This is a genomic window from Thiohalorhabdus denitrificans, from assembly GCF_001399755.1.
Lineage (GTDB): Bacteria > Pseudomonadota > Gammaproteobacteria > Thiohalorhabdales > Thiohalorhabdaceae > Thiohalorhabdus > Thiohalorhabdus denitrificans.
Window position 1 is genome coordinate 54792 of the sequence record NZ_LJCP01000014.1, and the last position, 15913, is coordinate 70704.

Here is a 15913-nt window from a genome sequence, read left to right on the forward strand (position 1 = left end):
TCAGAGGGCCTCCGCAAAGGTCGCTTCCAGGAAGTAGGAAACCGTTCGGGCCAAGCCCTGATCAAGGGTGTAGCCCGGAGTCCAGCCAAGGCGCTCGGCGGCCTTGCGGGTATCCGAGTAGTTGCGCTTGACGTCGCCAACACGGGGCTCCCCATGAATCACGGGGATGTCGCTCACGCCATTCTTCGCCAGCTCCGCCAGTATGCGCTCTGCCAACTCGCCAACGGTCGTCTCGGTGTTGGCGGCGATCTGAAAGGTCTCGCCGCCGATGCCCGGAACTTTAGCGGCCAGCTGAACCGCCCGGATCAGGTCATCGACATAGATGAAGTCTCGCGTCTGGGTCCCGTCCCCGTAGATCTCCAAGCCTTCTCCGTACAAAGCATCCTTGAGGAACTTGGCCACCACGCTGCCCTTATGCGTAGAGCCTGGCCCGTAAACATTGCCGAAGCGCAATGCCACGGTTTCAATACCGAAGGTGCCCCAATAGGCCGAGCAGTACCCCTCCCCGGCAAGCTTGCTGGCGCCGTAGGGGGAGACAGGGTGCGGAGCCAGCTCCTCGTGGATGGGGGGCTCCACTTCCCCGGCGGGCGCCCCGCTGGAAGCGAACACGAAGCGGGGGACGCCCTGGGCCCGGGCTGCCTCCAGGTAGTTGAAGGTGCCCAGGACGTTCTTCTCGCAATCCAGGCGGGGGTCCTCAACGGAAGGGCCGACGCCGGTGTTGGCGGCGAAATGGACGATCACATCCATCCCCGCCGCGGCCCGTTCCGCCAGGCCGGTGTCCCCGATATCCCCCACCGCCAGCTCCACCGGGGCTGCTGGCCCCTGGGGACCGGGATCACTCACCTCTTGGAAATCGGCCGCCCGGCCCAGGTCCTCGCGGGTACCCACGGAGAGGTTGTCGACCACGCGGATGGCATGTCCGCCCTCCTCCACCAGAGACCGGATAAGATTCGTCCCCAGAAACCCACAGCCGCCGGTAATCAGCCAGTTCATTCCGCTTCCGTTCTTTTCCGCACCACAATATTCATCCCAGCGCACAGGGCCGGAATAAGCGAAGGGTACCCTCCTACCCCCTAACCGGGGAGGATTGATACCAAGCTTTGGCCCTTTTTATCAGCCCGTTCGGGACAGCTACTGTCCCGATGTCCGTTCAATCATTGAACAGTCATTCTTCCATCATTGCCCCCACCCGACAAGCCGGTATTCCTCCGGCAGCACCTCCGGCCGGTAGCCGGTGGCTTCGCGGCGGGCGGCAACGCTGCCGTGCACCAGGGCTCCCTCGGAAATCTCCCGCGGCTGCTCGCCTAGGTAGGCGATCTTGAGGGCCCAGCCTGTCCAGGTATTCCAGGGCTCGTGGAGGGTGCCGGCGGGGTCCGGCGGCTGGGGCGGCTCCACGTCCTCGCGCAGGCGCAGGCCGGCGGCGCGGGCGCGCTCGGTGAGCCATTGCAGGCTGATCTCGGCCAGGCCGCGCTCCTTGTACCCGCCGCCCACGTCGGCGTGCGCCCCGGGGAACCAGACCTGCTCCACGGTCTGGTGGGGCTCGACGCGCGCCTCGTCCCAGGGCAGGTGCCCGAACTTGGGCCGGCGCTCGTCGATGGCGAGGGCGTGGTAGCCGTGGGTGACCTCGCGGCTCAGCTTGGCGTTGAAGAAGCGGCGGTTGCGGTAGAGGTAGCCCAGGGAGGCGACGGTGTCCCAGACGCCGATGAGGTGAACGGGACAGGGGCGCCCGTAGGTGCGGGCGAAGCCGCTCGCCTCCTCGTCGTTGCCCTTGCGGTTGTAGAGGCGGGTGGCGTAGCGGACGAGGTTGTCCTGTTCCGCATACAGGAGGCCCACTTTGGCGAGCATCCCGGACAGGGCCCGCACGGCGTAGGCGCCGCGGCTGAAGCCGAACAGGAAGACGCGGTCGCCCTCGTGGTAGTGCCGCATGAGGAAGCGGTAGCCGTTCTCGATGTTCTCGGTGAGGCCGTGGCCGAAGAGCTTGCCCAGGGCCATGCCCACCTTGCCGCCGTCCATGATCCCCAGCGGCGAGAAGGTGCCCACGCCGGGCTCGTAGCAGCTGATCTGCGCACCGGGGTCGTCCGCCAGGCGCTGGTAGAGGTGGACGACGTTGGTGTTCACCGTGCCGTCTTCGTTGGCGGTGCCGTCGCAGCAGAAGACGAGGTTGCGGGGGGTCACTCTACGTCACCGGTTCAACAAGCGATGCCTGGCGTAATGCGCAATGGCCTGAAAGGCGGTGTGCATACGGTCCGTGAACCGACAGGCGGCCTCCAGGGCCGGAGCGAGCTCCCGGCTCACAGGGCCACTCCGCTCTCCCGTGCATGCCGGTCAATGGGACGGAGGGGCCGACCCTGCCCATGCACAACGATATCGATCCGCCGCTCGCCCAGACGCCGTTGCAACCTTGCGTACAGCTTGAGCTCTTGGCCCAGGAGCTCTTCGGGGGTGCTATCGGCCTCGATGTACAGATCGATGTCCCCGCCCCGCCGCTCGTCATCCAGGCGCGATCCAAACAGGCGAACGGAGGCGTTCGGGCCGAAGGTGTTGGCCACCTCTTCCCGGATTGTCTGGCGTTGTTGCTCGGTCAGGCGCATTGGATCGCCTCGATATTCAGGACGGTGTCGCGGCCACTGGCCGCTCCCACAGGGGGCTTCCGGTCAGGCGAGTGATGAAGGGCTTTACGTCTGATCACTGCTCCCTGCCCTCCGCCCCCCGGTCTTTCAGCTCCGCCTCCAGGACCTCGATTTCATCCTGAATCCGCTCGTATTCCTCCCGGCGTCGGGCCAAATAGCGGCGGGTGATGCGGACCTTCTCGGCCACGCCGGCGGGGGTGAGCTGGTAGAGGTAGGCGCGCTTGTTGTCGGAGCGGCGGAAGTTGTGGGCCTTCACCAGGCCCTTGTCGATGAGGCCCCGCAGGACGTAGTGCATCTTGCCCACGGAAACGCCCATGGCCTCGGCCAGCTCGCGCTGGGTGGCCTCGGGGTTGGCTTCCAGGATCCGCAGGAGATGGTAGTGGGTGTCTTCGCTGGCCACGGCTTGTTCATCCGTTGAATGCATGCTTGGCATTGCACCACGGGGAGCGCAGGGGGGCAAACGGCTATTCGGCGTTTTCCCAGCCACGCTCCCGGGCCCGGCGGCGGGCCTCGGCCTTCTCTTCGGGGCTCAGGCGGTCGCGGAAGGCCTCCAGGGCGTTCTCGGCGCGTACACAGCCGCCCTCCGCGGAGATCAGGAACCACATGTAGGCGGTAGCGAGGTCTTCGGGGACGCCGGTGCCGTTGGCGTAGAGGAAGGCGAGGTTGTTCTGGGCCTCGGCGTGGCCCTGTTCGGCGGCCCGGCGGTACCAGCGGGCGGCCCGCTCACGGTCCCGGGGCACACCCTCGCCGTAGTCGTAGCTCTGGCCGAGGACGAACTGGGCCTCGGCGCTGCCCTCCTCGGCCAGCTCCCGGAACAGTCCGGCGTCATCGGTGGATTGGGCGGCAACCGGCCCGGCCAGGACCAGGCCGAGACCGATCAGGGCCGCCGCAGGCCAGCGGGCTCCCATGGCCTTTCCCTCGCATTGCCTGGTTCTTGGACCGTAGGGTGCCGGTTTCTGTCCTGTGGGCGAACGCCGGAAGGGCCTACGGCCGGCCCGTTTAGCTTTCCTCGCCCTGGACGATCCGCTGGCGGTTGTTGCGCCAGAACTCCCGAAGGAAGGCCAGGAACACGGAAAGGAACAGCCCCAGCACTAGGCCGAGGGCGAGGTTCAGGCGGGTGTTGGGCGAGACTGGGTTCTCGGAGAAGCGCGGGGGGAGCAGCATCTTGGTGGGCTGGAGGTTGCTCAGCTCCGCTTGCAGCTCGGAGAGCCGGGACTCCCGTTCCGAAATCTGGGTGCCCACGTCCGCGTAGAGGTCGCGCAGCGCCATGAGCTGCTGGTCGCCGCCCGGGCCGGTGCCGTCCCCCTGGAGCCGCTGGTCCATGCGGTCCGCCAGCTCGGAACGGCGCTCCCGCAGGTTTTCCAGGGTGGCCTCGACGCGCGCCGCTTCCTCCTCGACCCAGGAACGCCGACCCTCCAGGCGCTGGTTGTGCTCCTCGATGACCTGCTGATTCACCGCCTCGAGGAACTCGGTGTAGACGTCGGCGCGGGCAACCTCCGGGATGCGCGCGCGGACCACGCCGCCGCCCTGGGCCGTTACGGACCAGCCGTTGTCGTAGTCGATCTCCCGGTCGTTCGGTTGGAAGACGTCCTCCCCCACGACCCGACCCAGGGATTTCATCTGCGCGGCCACGGCCTTCGGTTCCACCAGATAGTCCTCCCCGACCGTCCCCACGCGGAGGTAGGACTCCACCTGGTACTTGGCGGGCTGGAGCAGGGAGAACGCCAGGGCCAGCAGGAACACCGCCGCCGTCCCCCCCAGGATTAGCCAGCGCTGCCGGTAGAGCACCCCGACGAGATCGGCAAGGTCGATCTCATCGTCGGCGCGGTATTGCGGGTCCTCCCGTCTGTCCTCTTCGGCCATGCCTACCCCTTTTGAAAACTGGACCGGTTCCCCATCGGGGAAGGGCGGCGCCCTTCCCACAAGCACAGGAAGCTAGCATACGGCGGGCCTCTTGGAAATCAACGGTCTCCCGGGGCGCCTTCCGCCAGAGCCCTGGCACCCCCTACGCCCGGCGCGCCCTCCTTGTGTACACTGGCCCGGAAACGTCCACCCCTGGAGAAAACCTTGCGCATCGCCGCCTGCCTGGTCCTGCTGCTCTTCCTCCTGCCACTTCCCGCCTCTGCCGGCGAGCTCCAGATCGAGCACGACGGCACGACCCTGAACGCCAATCTGGCCGGAGCGGAGGCCGGAGCGGAGGCCGTATCCGACACCGACCGGCTGCTCCTGATGGTGCACGGCACCCGCGGCCATTTCGGCATGGACCTGCTCCGCAACATCCAGGAGGGCCTGGCGAAGCGCGGCATCGCCTCCCTGGCCATCAACCTCAGCCTCGGGGTGGACGACCGCCACGGCATCCGCAAGTGCGAGCCGGCCCACGACTACACCAACGCCGAGGCCCTGGCGGAGATGGGCGCCTGGATCGGCTGGGCCAAAGAGCAGGGCGTGGAGCGGCTTGCCCTGCTGGGCCATTCCCGGGGCGGCAACCAGGTGGCCCGCTACCTCGCCGAGGAGCCCGCCGAGGCGGTGCGCGGGGCGGTGCTTCTGGCCCCCGCCACCTGGGACGAGGAGTCGGTCGCCGCGGCCTTCGAGCAACGCTTCGACACCCCCCTGGAGAAGCCCCTTTCCCGGGCACAAGCCATGGCCGAGGAGGGCTACCAAGACGCCTGGATGAACCATGTGCCCTTCCTCTACTGCCCGGATGCCCGGGTCAAGGTCGCCAGCTTCCTGAGCTACTACGGCGGGGACGAGGCCCTGGACACCCCCTCCATCCTTCCCGACGCCAAGCGCCCGGTGAAGCTGATGGTGGGCACCGAGGACGAGAACGTCCCGGACCTCGCGGAACGCACCGAGACCCTGCCCGGCAACGCCGACGTCACGCGGCGGGTCCTGGAGGGGGCCGGGCACTTCTTCGAGGGCGAGTACACCGAGCAGGTGGTGGTGCAGACCGGGGAATTCCTCTACCGCATCGGCTGGTAGCCGGCCGGGGCGGGGCCTCTGGTAGAATAGCTCTCCTTCGAACCTCCGGAAGCCTCCAGCGCGAGGCCGGGCCCGTTCCATGAGCCGCGCACTTCCCGACCCCATTCCCCACCGCGCCGGGCGGCGCTACCTTCCCCTGGTAGCGGCCTTCGCCGGCGCCGTGGCCCTGCACGTGGCCCTGGCGGCCGGGATGGTGGGCGTCTCCGGGGAGGCCCCGCGGCCGCGCTCCGGTCCGGATGGGTTCCAGGTGGTCAGTGTGCCCGGGGAGGAGTCCGCACCGGAGCGGACCGAGGCCCCCGAGCCAGAGCCGGAGGAGGCCCCGACCGAGTCCACCCCCGAGCCCCCCGAACCGGATCCCGAGCCCGCCGAGCAGCCGGAAGCGTCCCGGCCGGACCCCGAAGCGCGGGCGGAGCCCGCCGACTCCCCTTCCGACCCCGTCCCGGGGACCAAGTCCCCGGACGGGCTCGTCAAGCGCCGGACCGCCCCCGAAGAGCCGCGCCGAACGGAGGAACCGGACCGGGAAAGGGTCGCCCGGGCCCCCGAGGCGGAGCCCGAACCGGAGGCGGAACAGCCAGAGCCTGCCCGGCCGGAGGACGCCGCCGGCGAGGCCGGCGAGCGCGCCGCGGAGCCCGCCGAGCAGGAGCCCGAGCCGGAGGAGGAGACCGAGACCTCCAGCGGCGCGGGCCGCTACCAGCCCCCCAGCACCCATTCCGGCTACAAGAGCAACCCGCCCCCGAGCTATCCCCTGCGCGCCCGCCGCCGGGGCCTGGAGGGGACCGTGTTACTGCAGGTCCGCGTGAGCCCGGAGGGGGAGCCCGTGGCGGTCCGCGTGGACGAGAGCTCGGGCCACGGCATCCTCGACCGCACCGCCCGGGAGACGGTGCGGGACTGGGCGTTCGAGCCGGCCCGCCGCGGCGGAAGGGCGGTGGAGGGCACCGTGCGGGTACCCGTGCGGTTCCGGCTGTCGGAAGGATAGGCCCGCCCACAACGGCGTGGGAGCGGTCCGTGACCGCGACCGAACAACCTACGAGAAAGAGGAAAGCACCTTGGCGGAAGGCATTTGGACGGGCTGGTGGCTGGAGGCCGACTGGGTGGTCCGGGCGGTCTTCCTGCTGCTGGTGACGCTGTCGGTGCTGAGCTGGACGGTGATCCTGGCCAAGCTGGCCCGCTTCGCCGGCATCCTACGCGCGGAGCGGGCGGCCACGTCCCTGCTGGACAGCAATCGGGACAACGGGGACCTCCTGGGGGAGCTGCGCCCGCACCTGCCCACCCGGGCCCTGCTGAAGGCCGGCCTGCACATCACTGAGCGGCCCACCGCCCCGGTAGCCGACCGCGCCACCCTCGCCGCCCACCTGGAGCGCTGGCTGGGCGAGCAGCGGCTGGTGCTGGGCAACAACCTCACGCTGCTGGCCACCATCGGCAACTCCGCCCCCTTCATCGGCCTGTTCGGCACGGTGTGGGGCATCATGCACGCCCTCCAGGCCCTGGGCTCCGCCGAGGCCCTGAGCATCGACGCGGTGGCCGGGCCGGTGGGCGAGGCCCTGGTGGCCACCGCCGCCGGCCTGTTCACCGCCATCCCGGCGGTGATCGGCTACAACCTCCTGGTGCGCTGGCAGAACCGCATCATGGCCAGGGTGGCCGCCAACGCCGAGCGGGTCCTGGACCGGGTGCTGGGGGGCAGCTAACGGTTTCCCGGAACTTGTAGGAGCGGCGTCCCCGCCGCGACCGCCGTTTTGCCTTGGCTGAATCGCGGCGAGGACGCCGCTCCTACGGGGCGAAACGGCCCCCGCTGATAGACCCAAGGAGCCGAACCATGGCCTTCGGACAGCACGCCGGCGACGCCGACGAGCCCATCTCGGACATCAACGTCACCCCCCTGGTGGACGTGATGCTGGTCCTGCTGGTGATCTTCATCATCCTGGCGCCCATGTTCGCCCAGGCCCTGCGGGTGGACCTGCCCGAGGCGGAGGCGCCGCCCTCCGCCGAGCCGGTGGTGGCCGACCTGAGCGTGGCGGCCGACGGCACCCTGGCGCTGGACAACCGGACCGTCTCCGCGGCGGAGCTGACCGACCGCCTCAAGGCACGCCTGGAGGAGGATCCCGACCTGGTGGTGCGCCTGAGCGCCGACCGCTCCGTGCCCTACGGCAAGATGGCGCAATTGCTCTCCCGGGTGCGCGGCGCCGGCGTGGAGCGCATCGCCTTTCGGACCGAGGCGCCGGAGCCCTGACCGGGTATTCCCCTCCCCTTCCCAGTCGCGGCCACTGGCCGCTCCCACAAGGGCATTGCAGCCCATGCGGGCCCCTGTAGGAGCGGCTACTAGCCGCGACCGCCGCTGCCTCCTCCGGGCCTCCTTGAATGTCGCGGCCACTGGCCGCTCCTACAATCGCCCCAGGATTCCTCCCCGAAGGACCCCCGGCTCCAGCCGATAGCCTCTGTAGGAGCGGCTATCAGCCGCGACCTGCGGTAAGGGATTTCCCGCACCCCTGTGGCATTTGCCACACCCCCGCCCCGCCCCTATTAGCACTAACCCGCTGTTTTTACGGGAAACCCCTCATAGGCACGGGTCTTGCCTCCCGGTGGGCGTCCTCGCACCCACACCCAGGAGGGGAGTCACCTTGTCGAAACGGGGCCTTGCAACCGCCGTATTGAGCACCCTGGCCGTCCAGCCCGCCCTGGCGCAGGACGTGATCCTGCCCGAGACGGTGGTGGAGGCCACGCGCATCACCCCGCCCTCCCTGGAGAGCGCCGCGCCGGAGGAGCTCTCCGAAGCGCCGGCCGCGGACGGCGGGGAGCTGCTGCGCAGCGTGCCCGGGGTCTGGGGCAGCCGCTTCGGGGGCGCGGGCACGGACCCCACGATCCGTGGCCAGGACGAGACCCAGCTCAATGTCCTCACCGACGGCGGCTACACCCACGGCGGCTGCCCCAACCGCATGGACCCGCCCACCGCCTACGCGGTGCCGGAGACCTTTGACCGAGTGGAGGTGATCAAGGGCAGCCAGACCGTCCTCTACGGGGGCGGGGGCAGCGGTGGCACCGTGCGGTTCGAGCGCGACACGCCGCCCTTCCGGGAGGGCGAGGGTCTGCGCGCCGAGGTGGGCGGCGGCTACCGCTCCAACGCCGACGCCAAGGAAGGCTATGCGGACGTGGCCGCCGGCACGCCCACGGGGTACGCCCGCCTCATCGGCAGCTACAGCGACGCCGACAGCTACGAGGACGGCGACGGCAACGAGGTGCGCAGCGCCTACACCCACCGCGACGGCAACCTGCTGCTCGGCTACACCCCCGACGACCACACCACCCTCGAGCTGGGCGCCGAGGCCTTCCGCGCCGAGGACACCCTCTACGCGGGCATGATGGATTCGCCGGAGTCGGAGAAGGACGGCGCCCGGCTCAGCTTCGAGCGCGAGGCCCCGGTGGGCGGCCTGGACGGTCTGACGGTGGAGGCCTACTACAACGACGTCTACCACCTCATGGACAACTACTCCCTGCGCGACGACCCCATGATGTTCATGCGCACGCCGTCGGACTCCACCACCTACGGCGGCCGGGTGCTCGGCGAGGTGTTCGCCGGGGCGAGCTCCCACTGGACGGTGGGCGTGGATTACCAGGGCCGGGAGCGCGAGGCCATCCGCTACCAGGGCATGAGCGCCGACAACGTGAACGCGGTGCAGTCGCTCATGTGGCCCGACATCAGCCAGGACCAGCTGGGCGTTTTCACACAGGTGGACCACGAGCTGGGGTCCGCGGACCGGGTGCGGGTGGGCCTGCGCTACGACCGGGTCACCACCGACGCGGGCCGGGCCGACGAGGCCACCGCCTCCGGCACCAGCCCCGACGACCTCTACCAGCGCCACTACGGCACCACCGCCGACGAGCAGACCGAGGACAACGTGGGGGGGCTGCTGCGCTACGGCCACGACTTCGGCGACGCGGTCACCGGCTTCGCCACCCTGAGCCGGGCCGTGCGTACCGCCGACGAGACGGAGCGCTTCCTCGCCTCCGAGCGCACCATGATGATGGGCGACTGGGTGGGTAACCCGGAGATCGACCCGGAACAGCACCACCAGGCCGAGCTGGGGCTGGTGTGGAAGCGGGAAGCCACCCGCCTGGAGGCGAGCGCCTACTACAACGACGTGACCGACTACATCCTGGTGGACCGGGGCGCCCAGGACCCCAACGGCAACTACGCCACCATCCACCGCAACGTGGACGCCACTCTCATCGGCGGCGAGGTGAGCGCCGAGCAGGGCTTCGGAAAGCACTGGACGGCCCGCCTCACGGGCTCCTACGTCCACGGCGAGAACGACACCGACGGCGAGGCCCTGTCCCAGATCCCGCCGCTGGAGGGCACCCTGCGCATCGCCTACGAGCGCCCCGCCTTCCGGCTCGGCGGCGAGGTGCGGGCCGTGGACCGCCAGGACCGGGTGGACCTGGCAAGCGGCCAGGACCTGCAGGAGACCGCCGGCTACGCCGTGGTCAACCTGTTCAGCCGGGTGCGCCTGCGGGAGGGCATCAAGCTCCGTCTCGGCGTCGACAACCTGCTGGACAAGACCTACGCCACCCACATCAACCGCCAGGACAGCACCAGCGGCGAGGCCATCCTGGTCAACGAGCCGGGCCGCTCGGTCTGGGCGCGCCTGGAGGCCGCCTTCTAGGCCCCAAGGATCCTCCGCTCTCCCTCCGGCGCCCGGTACGGCCTTTCCATGGCCTCCCGGGCGCTTTTTATGGTACTTGCCCGAGTTGGGGTACCCGGCCCTGTAGGGGCGGCCAGTGGCAGCGATTTCCTTTGGAATGGAGAGCGGTTACCACTTCCGGGTAATCGGGATTCCCCCGACCGATATGCTAGGCTTTTGGCACCTTATCTCATCGAACGGAGGGCTCGATGAAGCGGTCCACAGGGAGTGTCCGCCTGCTGTTGCTGCTGGCCGGCCTGGTCTGGGCGGGGGCCGCCCACGCCGGTGACGTGGAGATCCGGGAGCCCTGGATCCGCCACATGCCCGGGGACACCCCCTCGGGCGGCTACTTCCGGATCCACAACGGCACGGACAGCGCGGTGCGGCTGGTGGCCGCCGAATCCCCCGCCTTCCGCCGCATCATGCTCCACCGCAGCGGCAGCGAGGAGGGCAGCAGCCGGATGGAGCACGTGGACCGGGTGGACGTGCCCGCCGGCGGCCGGGTGGACTTCGCCCCGGGCGGCTACCACCTGATGCTCATGGCCCCGCGGGAGGAGCTGGCGGTGGGCGAGGAGGTCGCCGTCACCCTCCGCTTCGTCGGTGGCCGGGAGAAGACCGTGTCGTTCCCTCTCCGCCCCCCTTACGCGCAGGGACCGAAATGACCGGATTCCGTGGACGCTGGCGCGCGCTGCTCGGGCTGCTGGCCCTCGCCGGCCTGCTGGCGGTGGCCGGCTGCACCGAGGAGCCGCCGGAGTACGAGCTGTCGAGCCTCCAGGGGAAGCTACCGGACCTGCAGCTGGAGCTGCCGGACGCCAGCGGCGAGCCCCGGACCGCCGAGGACTTCCGGGGCGACGTGGTGCTGCTGTTCTTCGGCTACACCCATTGCCCCGACGTGTGCCCCATGACCCTGAGCCGGATCCGACAGGCGGTGGGGACGCTGGAAGAGGAATACGCGGACCGGATCACGGTGCTGTTCGTCGCCGTGGACCCGGAGCGGGACACCCCCAAGGCCATCCGCGAGTACGTGGACCAGTTCGACATGCCGCAGCTGGTGGGCCTGCGCGGCGTCGGGCAGGAATTCGAAACGCTCCGGGACCGCTACCACATCCACGTGAAGCTGTATAAGGACGGCCCCGAGGACGAGGACTACGAGGTGGGCCACACCGGCGGGGTACTCATCTTCGGCCCCGAGGGCAAGGCCCAGCTCATGGGCAAGATGACCGGCCAGCAGGCCGATACCCCGGATACCCTGGCCTCCGACCTGCGCAAGCTCGTCGAATATTCCCTGTAATCCCGGCCAAGGGGTCTCCCGGCCCTAACCGAACCCACCTTGCTCCTACAACCGCACACCGGCATCCGTGGGAGCCCACTTCAGTGGGCGATTCCCGCCCCAGACGCGGTGCCGGATGGCCTTCGCCCGCTGAAGCGGGCTCCCACGGGGCCGCCCACAGGAACCTGTAGGAGCCCACTTTAGTGGGCGACCTTGTGCAAAGCAGGGAATACTAGCGGGGGAGGGGGAAATTGAGGGACACGCCTGGCCACGGACACAAACTGCGAAAAGGCCGCTTTTCGGAGGCAGGCCGACCTTATTTAGTTACCACCGTTACCCGAAACCGCCTTTCTATCTTCGATACCCCCCAGAATGCACGAATTGCCGCCCGAACCTTCCACGACCCCCGTTTGAAGGAGAAAGGTACAACACTGGCCTTCGTGGTCATGCCGGACCATATCCATTGGCTCCTGCAACTGACTGGAGGAAGCCCTCTGTCCCAAATGGTTTGGTTTTACAAAGCCAAAGTAAGTCACACGATGGGGACCAAGGTGTGGCAAAAAGGGTTCCATGACCGCGCGATCCGGAAGGAGGAAGACATAAGGGATGTGGCCAGATATATAGTCGGCAATCCGCTCCGGAAAAATCTGGTTCAGGATATCGGCGACTACCCCTATTGGGACGCGGTCTGGCTGGAGGAGGGAAAAGAAAAGGCGGGATCGTCCATGCTTTGAATTGCTGCCCCAATTTTCGCCCGCTAAAGCGGGCTCCTACAGCCGGCCACCGGCATCCGTAGGAGCCCACTTTAGTGGGCGATCCCTGCCCGCGCCTCGGTGCCGGATATCCTTCGCCCGCTAAAGCGGGCTCCTACAATCGCCCATCGGCACCCGTAGGAGCCCACTTTAGTGGGCGATTCCCGCCCGAGACGCAGTGCCGGAATACCCCTCGCCCGCTAAAGCGGGCTCCTACGGTGGGGGGGCCTCAGGCGTTCGCCCGGATCAGGAGGCCCAGCTCCTCGGTCTTCTCGCGCAGCAGGTCCGGGTCGGCGCGGGTCTCCACGTTGAGCCGCAGCAGGGGCTCGGTGTTGGAGGGGCGCAGGTTGAAGCGCCACCCGGCGAATTCCACGCTCACGCCGTCGGTGCGGTCCACCTCCGGATCCTCGCCCCGGTAGGCGCCCACCACCGTCTCCATGACCGCATGGGGATCGCGCACCTCGAAGTTGATCTCCCCGCTGCAGGGATAGGCCGCCTGCTGCTCGCCCACCAGCCGGGACAGGGACTTCCCCTCCTGGCTCATGAGCTCGGCGGCCAGGAGCCAGGGGATCATGCCGCTGTCGCAGTACCCGAAGCGGCGGAAGAAGTGGTGCCCGGACATCTCGGCGCCGTACACGGCGTCCTCCCGGCGCATGCTCTCCTTCATGAAGGCGTGGCCCGTCTTGCTCTGCACGGGAGTGCCGCCGCCGTTTTTCACCGTCTCGATGGTGTTCCAGGTGAGCCGCGGGTCGTGGATGATGCGCTCGCCCGGCTGCTTGCGCAGGAAAGACTGGGCGAGCAGGCCGATGAGGTAGTAGCCCTCCACGAACGCGCCGTCCTCCGTGAACAGGAAACAGCGGTCGTAGTCACCGTCCCAGGCGACGCCGAGGTCGGCGCCGTGCTCCCGCACCGCCGCGGCCGTGGCGTCCCGGTTCTCCGGCAGCAGCGGGTTGGGGATGCCGTTGGGGAAGCGGCCGTCGGGCTCGTGGTGGATCCGGATGAGCTCGAAGGGCAGGTGTGGCGCCAGGGCGTCGAGCACCGGGCCCGCCCCGCCGTTGCCGGGGTCGGTGACGATGCGCAGGGGGCGCAGGCGGTCGGGGCTGTCCAGGTAGCCCAGGAGGTGCTCCACGTAGTCCGCCCGGGCGTCCAGCGGCTCCGGCCGCGCGCTGAAGGTGGCCGGGGCCTCAATGGCGTTGGCCCGCTCCTGGATCGCGGCGAGCCCCGAGTCGCCGCTGATGGGCCGCGCCTCCTCCCGCACCAGCTTGAGGCCATTGTAGTCCATGGGGTTGTGGCTGGCGGTCACCATGACGCCGCCGTCCAGGCCGTAGTGGAAGGTGGCGAAGTAGACGGTCTCCGTGCCGCACAGGCCCAGGTCGTGCGCCTTGGCGCCGCCGGCCTCCAGCCCGGCCGCGAGCGCTTCCAGCAGCTCCGGGCTGGTGAGGCGCACGTCCCGGCCCACGGCCACGTGCCGGGCGCCCAGCTCCTCGGCGAAGGCCTGGCCGATGCGGTGGGCCGTTCCGGGGTTCAGGTCGTCCGGGACCCGGCCCCGGACGTCGTAGGCCTTGAAGCAAGTGATCGGCTCGCCCATGGCTTCCCCTTTGGAAAACGGATGGTTCCCCCATTCTGCCCGAGCCGCGGGACGGGATGGAGGCGCCGCGGTGACCCCGGTCAAATGGCCGTCCGGAGCGCCGGGCCCCTTCCGGCCTCAGGCTTGAATGGCGTATTTCTTCAGGCGGTACAGGAGGGTGTCGCGGGTGAGGCCGAGGAGGCGGGCGGCCCGGCTGCGGTTGCCCGCGGTGCGCTCCAGGGCCTGGCGGATCAGGTCGGCCTCCAGGGCGTCCAGGCGCAGGCCGGTCTCGGGCAGGGTGAAGGGGCCCGCCGGGGCCGCCTCCTCCCGGCCCAGCTCCTCGGGCAGGTTCCCGGGCCCCACCTCCCACCCCGGAAGCATGATCACCAGGCGCTCGCACAGGTTGCGCAGCTCCCGGACGTTGCCCGGCCAGGCGTAGGCCTCCAGTCGGGCGCGGGCCGCGCTGTTGAAACGGGGGGCGGCGAGGTCGTAGCGGTCGGCGAGATCGGCGGTGAGGCGCTCCAGGAGCAGGGACACGTCCCCCGGCCGCTCCCGCAGCGGCGGCAGCTCCACGGGGACCACGTGCAGGCGGTAGTAGAGATCCTCCCGGAAACGGCCGGCCCGCACCTCCTGGAACAGGTCCCGGTTGGTGGCCGCGACTAGGCGGACGTTGGCGCGCTGCGGCGCGGCGGCCCCCACCGGCTGGTACTCCCCGGCCTCCAGGAAGCGCAGCAGCTTGGCCTGCAGCCCCGCCGACAGCTCGCCCACCTCGTCCAGGAACAGGGTGCCGCCCTCGGCGGAGGCCACCATTCCCGGGCTGTTGTCCACCGCGCCGGTGAAGGCCCCCTTGCGGTGGCCGAAGAGCTGGGATTCCGCCAGCTCCTCGGGCAGGGCGGCGCAGTTCACCGACACGAAGGGGCCTCCGGACCGGGGGCTCTCGGCGTGCAGGGCGCGCGCCAGCAGCTCCTTGCCGGTGCCCGTCTCGCCCAGGACCAGGACCGAGACGTCCGTGGCCGCGGCGACCGCGGCGGTGCGCAGCGCCGCCTGGAAGCTGGGCGCCCTGCCGATCAGCGTTCGCTCGAAGGCATCCGCCATGACCCTTTTCCCTCGCCCGTGCGCCGGCCCCAAGGGGCCGGCTTAAATCCCTAATTCGATTGGGTGATTCGTACTATACCAGAAGCCCGCCAGCCCCAACACGACCAGGATCAAGCCCAGCACCCGGCTCAGATGGGGGATGCGCCGCAGGCGGGCAACGAGGCCGGCGGCGGCCCCCGCCCCCGCCACCGCCGGCAGGGTGCCGATGCCGAAGGCCAGCATGAACAGGGCGCCGGGGAGCGCCCCACCCTGCCCCGCCGCCAGGATCACGGCGGAATACACCATGCCGCAGGGCAGCCAGCCCCAGATCAGGCCGTAGGCGAAGGCGGCGGGCAGGCTGGAGACGGGGAACAGCCGCCGCCCAAGGGGCTCCAGCCGCCGCCACAGCGGCACGCCGAGGCGCTCCACGGTCGCGAAGCGGGGGAACCAGCCGGCCAGGTGCAGCCCCACCGCCGCCACCAGCAGCGCCGCGATGCTGCGCAGGACCATGGGGCCGCGCTCGGGGTCGATGACGGCGAACAGGCCGGCCCCTACCGCCCCCACCAGCGCGCCGATCAGCGCGTAGCTGAGGATCCGCCCCAGGTTGTAGCCGCCCACGTACAGGAGCAGCCGGCGGCGGTCGCCGCGCACCTCCGGGGACAACCCCATGGTGAGGGCGCCCATGATGCCCCCGCACATGCCCACGCAGTGCAGGGAGCTGAACAGGCCGAGGACGAGGGCGGCGGGCAGGGCGTAGAGCAAGATCGGCGAACCGCTGGGGGACCGGAGGGGAAGGATACCATTACGGGGCGTGCGGGAAAGCCGCTTGGCGACCTCTACCCGGGAATGCCTCTTGTGGGAGCGGCCATCGGCCGCGACAGCCGGGGCCGCCTCCCTGGTCGCGGCTGGTAGCCGCTCCCACAGGGGCCGCTCCCAGGGAGGCGGCCGGCTAGGCCTGGAACAATTCG

17 protein-coding genes are annotated in these 15913 nt (G+C 69.6%); 8 read left to right on the forward strand and 9 right to left on the reverse strand.

Annotated elements, in window-relative coordinates:
• The 6 genes from AN478_RS11990 to AN478_RS12015 form a co-directional block, all read right to left on the reverse strand.
• Complete coding sequence (locus AN478_RS11990; protein ID WP_054966869.1) at nt 1–993, reverse strand: NAD-dependent epimerase/dehydratase family protein; 993 nt, start codon at nt 991–993, stop codon at nt 1–3.
• A 183-nt stretch (nt 994–1176) separates the two neighbouring features.
• Nucleotides 1177–2175 carry a DUF2235 domain-containing protein gene (locus tag AN478_RS11995; RefSeq protein WP_054966870.1) on the reverse strand — a complete coding sequence of 333 codons (999 nt, stop codon included), beginning with the start codon at nt 2173–2175 and terminating at the stop codon, nt 1177–1179.
• 116 nt (nt 2176–2291) lie between these two features.
• Entirely contained in the window at nt 2292–2591 is a 300-nt protein-coding gene (locus AN478_RS12000; RefSeq protein ID WP_054966871.1) for a nucleotidyltransferase domain-containing protein, read from the reverse strand.
• Between the two features lie 94 nt (nt 2592–2685).
• Nucleotides 2686–3054, reverse strand: a complete 369-nt coding sequence (locus tag AN478_RS12005; RefSeq protein ID WP_074471190.1) for a MarR family EPS-associated transcriptional regulator — start codon at nt 3052–3054, stop codon at nt 2686–2688.
• Nucleotides 3055–3094: 40 nt separating this feature from the next.
• The gene (locus AN478_RS12010; protein WP_054966872.1) at nt 3095–3538 is read right to left on the reverse strand and encodes a tetratricopeptide repeat protein; all 444 of its coding nucleotides are present in this window, start codon (nt 3536–3538) and stop codon (nt 3095–3097) included.
• Nucleotides 3539–3629: 91 nt separating this feature from the next.
• A complete protein-coding gene (locus AN478_RS12015) occupies nt 3630–4493 on the reverse strand; it encodes a Wzz/FepE/Etk N-terminal domain-containing protein (RefSeq protein WP_054966873.1) in 864 nt (287 codons plus the stop codon).
• A gap of 204 nt (nt 4494–4697) precedes the next feature.
• Here AN478_RS12015 and AN478_RS12020 point away from each other — a divergent pair, with 204 nt between their 5' ends.
• The 8 genes from AN478_RS12020 to AN478_RS12055 all read left to right on the forward strand — a co-directional run bounded on the left by AN478_RS12020 (nt 4698) and on the right by AN478_RS12055 (nt 12286).
• Nucleotides 4698–5609 carry an alpha/beta hydrolase gene (locus AN478_RS12020; protein ID WP_054966874.1) on the forward strand — a complete coding sequence of 304 codons (912 nt, stop codon included), beginning with the start codon at nt 4698–4700 and terminating at the stop codon, nt 5607–5609.
• A 79-nt stretch (nt 5610–5688) separates the two neighbouring features.
• Nucleotides 5689–6585, forward strand: coding sequence for an energy transducer TonB (locus AN478_RS12025; protein WP_054966875.1), 897 nt, complete (start codon nt 5689–5691; stop codon nt 6583–6585).
• 70 nt (nt 6586–6655) lie between these two features.
• Entirely contained in the window at nt 6656–7294 is a 639-nt protein-coding gene (locus AN478_RS12030) for a MotA/TolQ/ExbB proton channel family protein (RefSeq protein WP_054966876.1), read from the forward strand.
• A gap of 128 nt (nt 7295–7422) precedes the next feature.
• Nucleotides 7423–7836, forward strand: coding sequence for an ExbD/TolR family protein (locus AN478_RS12035; protein ID WP_054966877.1), 414 nt, complete (start codon nt 7423–7425; stop codon nt 7834–7836).
• A 388-nt stretch (nt 7837–8224) separates the two neighbouring features.
• Nucleotides 8225–10264: a TonB-dependent copper receptor gene (locus tag AN478_RS12040; protein WP_176758710.1), complete on the forward strand. Its 2040-nt coding sequence runs from the start codon at nt 8225–8227 to the stop codon at nt 10262–10264.
• Nucleotides 10265–10491: 227 nt separating this feature from the next.
• A complete protein-coding gene (locus tag AN478_RS12045; protein ID WP_054966879.1) occupies nt 10492–10944 on the forward strand; it encodes a copper chaperone PCu(A)C in 453 nt (150 codons plus the stop codon).
• Nucleotides 10941–11573 (forward strand): SCO family protein, encoded by a 633-nt coding sequence (locus AN478_RS12050; RefSeq protein ID WP_054966880.1) that lies wholly within the window; start codon nt 10941–10943, stop codon nt 11571–11573. Before AN478_RS12045 ends, AN478_RS12050 begins: the two co-directional genes overlap by 4 nt.
• Before the next feature lie 230 nt (nt 11574–11803).
• Nucleotides 11804–12286: an REP-associated tyrosine transposase gene (locus tag AN478_RS12055; protein ID WP_054966881.1), complete on the forward strand. Its 483-nt coding sequence runs from the start codon at nt 11804–11806 to the stop codon at nt 12284–12286.
• A 247-nt stretch (nt 12287–12533) separates the two neighbouring features.
• On the opposite strand, the gene AN478_RS12060 is transcribed toward AN478_RS12055, so the two are convergent.
• The 3 genes from AN478_RS12060 to AN478_RS12070 all read right to left on the reverse strand — a co-directional run bounded on the left by AN478_RS12060 (nt 12534) and on the right by AN478_RS12070 (nt 15707).
• The gene (locus AN478_RS12060; protein WP_054966882.1) at nt 12534–13892 is read right to left on the reverse strand and encodes a phosphohexomutase domain-containing protein; all 1359 of its coding nucleotides are present in this window, start codon (nt 13890–13892) and stop codon (nt 12534–12536) included.
• A gap of 117 nt (nt 13893–14009) precedes the next feature.
• On the reverse strand, nt 14010–14966 hold the full coding sequence (locus tag AN478_RS12065) for a sigma-54 interaction domain-containing protein (protein ID WP_054966883.1): 957 nt from the start codon (nt 14964–14966) through the stop codon (nt 14010–14012).
• A gap of 42 nt (nt 14967–15008) precedes the next feature.
• Nucleotides 15009–15707, reverse strand: coding sequence for a sulfite exporter TauE/SafE family protein (locus AN478_RS12070; protein WP_054966884.1), 699 nt, complete (start codon nt 15705–15707; stop codon nt 15009–15011).
• Between the last annotated feature and the right edge of the window lie 206 nt (nt 15708–15913).

Bases quoted from the DNA above. Each gene is read 5' to 3' on its own strand.
- AN478_RS12025 (WP_054966875.1), top strand. From the start codon at position 5,689: ATGAGCCGCGCACTTCCCGACCCCATTCCCCACCGCGCCGGGCGGCGC.
- AN478_RS12000 (WP_054966871.1), bottom strand. From the start codon at position 2,591: ATGCGCCTGACCGAGCAACAACGCCAGACAATCCGGGAAGAGGTGGCC.
- AN478_RS11990 (WP_054966869.1), bottom strand. From the start codon at position 993: ATGAACTGGCTGATTACCGGCGGCTGTGGGTTTCTGGGGACGAATCTT.
- AN478_RS12005 (WP_074471190.1), bottom strand. From the start codon at position 3,054: ATGCATTCAACGGATGAACAAGCCGTGGCCAGCGAAGACACCCACTAC.
- AN478_RS12035 (WP_054966877.1), top strand. From the start codon at position 7,423: ATGGCCTTCGGACAGCACGCCGGCGACGCCGACGAGCCCATCTCGGAC.
- AN478_RS12015 (WP_054966873.1), bottom strand. From the start codon at position 4,493: ATGGCCGAAGAGGACAGACGGGAGGACCCGCAATACCGCGCCGACGAT.
- AN478_RS12045 (WP_054966879.1), top strand. From the start codon at position 10,492: ATGAAGCGGTCCACAGGGAGTGTCCGCCTGCTGTTGCTGCTGGCCGGC.
- AN478_RS12050 (WP_054966880.1), top strand. From the start codon at position 10,941: ATGACCGGATTCCGTGGACGCTGGCGCGCGCTGCTCGGGCTGCTGGCC.
- AN478_RS12010 (WP_054966872.1), bottom strand. From the start codon at position 3,538: ATGGGAGCCCGCTGGCCTGCGGCGGCCCTGATCGGTCTCGGCCTGGTC.
- AN478_RS12065 (WP_054966883.1), bottom strand. From the start codon at position 14,966: ATGGCGGATGCCTTCGAGCGAACGCTGATCGGCAGGGCGCCCAGCTTC.
- AN478_RS12060 (WP_054966882.1), bottom strand. From the start codon at position 13,892: ATGGGCGAGCCGATCACTTGCTTCAAGGCCTACGACGTCCGGGGCCGG.